Source organism: Bradyrhizobium sp. NAS96.2 (genome assembly GCF_001908235.1).
In the GTDB taxonomy this organism is placed as follows: domain Bacteria; phylum Pseudomonadota; class Alphaproteobacteria; order Rhizobiales; family Xanthobacteraceae; genus Bradyrhizobium.
Map to the genome: position 1 here is coordinate 1 of NZ_LGHK01000426.1, position 1639 is coordinate 1639.

The following is a 1639-nucleotide window of genomic DNA, read 5'->3' on the forward strand; positions in this document are numbered from 1 at the left end:
GTCGCGCAACAATTGAGAATTGGGCTAATGGGTCCTGGCTTTCCAGGCCGTGCAAAAACCACGCTCTGATGGTGGATTTTGGCGGCTGAGATTGATTCGGGGGGACGATGGGACACGTCATTGGGCGATCGCGGTATCAGGCGACGCTGTATCCCGAGACGCTGGACGAGGTGATCGCAGCGGACAGTGCGGTGCGGGTGATCGACGGCTTTGTGGACGGTCTGGATCTTGCCGGGCTGGGTTTCTCGCACGTTGAGGCGGAAGCGACGGGGCGGCCGCCTTACGATCCTCGCGACCTGTTGAAGCTTTATATCTATGGGTATTTGAACCAGATGCGTTCGAGCCGGCGGCTTGAGCGTGAGGCCCAGCGCAATGTTGAGGTATTCTGGCTGATCAACCGGGTGACGCCGGTGTTCAAGACCATTGCGGACTTCCGCAAGGATCATCCTGAGGCCATTGTCGGGGTCTGCCGGGCCTTCATCAAGTTCTGCCGCGGGCAATCGGTGTTTGGAGGCGAAGTCTTGGCGATCGACGGGAGCAAGATTGCTGCGGCAGCCAGCCGCAAGCAGGTGATCACGAAGAAGAAGCTTGCGGAGCGGGAGACGGCGATCGAGCGCAAGATCGCCGAGTATCTGACGGCGATGGATGAGGCCGACGCCGAGGAGGCGCCGCTTGAGCCGGCCAAGACCGACGTGGCAGCAGCCCTTGCCGCGTTGAAGGCTCAGCGGGCGGAGTTGCAGCAGCAGGCCAGGCAGCTGGTTCAGGAAGGTCTCAAGCAAAAAGTCCTGGGCGAGCCCGAGGCCCAGCTGATGCGCACGCCGCGCGGCCATCAGGTGGCCTACAACGCACAGATCGCGGTCGATGCCGAGCATGACCTGATCGTTGCATTCGATCTGACCAACGACGGCAATGACCTGCAGCAATTGCATCCGATGGCTCAGCAGGGCAAGGCGGCGGTCGGCGCCGATCAGGTGACTGTTGTTGCAGACACCGGCTACGCCAACGGCGCGCACGCCAAACAATGTGAGCAGGACGGCATCACCGCGATCGTGCCGGACGCCGAACGGGTCAATCCGAAGGGCAGGCAATACTTCAGTCGCGATCGGTTCAGCTACGACCGGGAGAACGACAGCTGGAGCTGCCCGGCCGGCGAGGTCCTCCGACTCTTCAAGACCTCCCGCACCAAACAGAAGAAGGAGTACCGGACGCAAGCTTGCCCGACCTGTCCGCTGAAGTCGCAATGTACCGAGGCGGCGCAGCGGATCATCGTGCGCGGCTTCCATGACGATGACCGCGAGGCCATGCACCAGCGGGCCATGGCCGATCCTGCTTGGATGAAGCTCCGCCGGCGGGTCGCCGAGCATCCGTTCGGGACCATCAAATGGATGATGGGCTTTCCGCGATTCCTCGTCCGCGGGTTGCGGAAAGCCAAAGCCGAACTGGCGCTCAGCATCACCGCCTACAACATCAAGAGAATGATCGCCATCAAGGGCCTGCCCACGCTGCTCACGGCACTCCGGCCATCCGCAGCCTGAGCCGCGCGCTTGGTCACTCAATACTCCCCGCGCCGGGCCGACTTTTTGCACGGCCTGGAAAGCCAGGACCCATTACCCCAAATGCGCATGGTTGCGCGACGTGG

Annotated in this window: 1 protein-coding gene; it reads left to right on the top strand. The window is 62.4% G+C overall.

Translation table 11 applies throughout. The annotated features are described in order from the left end of the window. Positions 1–107: 107 nt before the first annotated feature. The gene (locus AC628_RS41730) at positions 108–1535 is read left to right on the top strand and encodes an IS1182 family transposase (protein WP_074132577.1); all 1428 of its coding nucleotides are present in this window, start codon (positions 108–110) and stop codon (positions 1533–1535) included. Positions 1536–1639: the final 104 nt, after the last annotated feature.